Raw genomic sequence first — 427 nt, 5'->3', positions numbered from 1 at the left:
CTGATAGGTCGAACCAAGGGCGGAATGAACACCAAGCTGCACGCGGTGACCGACACACTTGGTCGTCCGATCAGGTTCTTCATGTCTGCGGGCCAGGTCAGTGACTACACCGGCGCGGCGGCCCTTCTCGGTGGCCTGCCCGCCGCACAATGGCTGCTCGCCGATCGAGGCTACGATGCCGACTGGTTCCGAGAAGCCCTGCGAGCCAAGGGGATCAGGGCCTGCATTCCCGGTCGCAAGGCGCGCAAGGTCCCAGTCAAACACGACAAGCGCCGATACAAACGTCGCAACCGGATCGAGATCATGTTCGGCAGGCTCAAGGACTGGCGACGCGTAGCGACACGCTACGACAGATGTCCGAAGGTCTTTCTCTCAGCTGTCGCTCTCGCCGCTACCGTGCTGTTTTGGTTATGAGGCCTGAGCCTAG

Annotated in this window: 1 protein-coding gene; it reads left to right on the top strand. The window is 61.6% G+C overall.

Annotation, left to right across the window (positions count from 1 at the left end):
• On the top strand, nucleotides 1-414 hold a 414-nt coding region (locus LZA78_RS17590), incomplete at its 5' end, for an IS5 family transposase (protein ID WP_233678171.1).
• Nucleotides 415-427 lie beyond the last annotated feature (13 nt).

The organism is Rhodobacter flavimaris (assembly GCF_021378075.1).
GTDB classification, from domain to species: domain Bacteria; phylum Pseudomonadota; class Alphaproteobacteria; order Rhodobacterales; family Rhodobacteraceae; genus Rhodobacter; species Rhodobacter flavimaris.
Note: the sequence above shows the minus strand (reverse complement) of the source record. Positions and strands in the feature narration are given on the sequence as shown.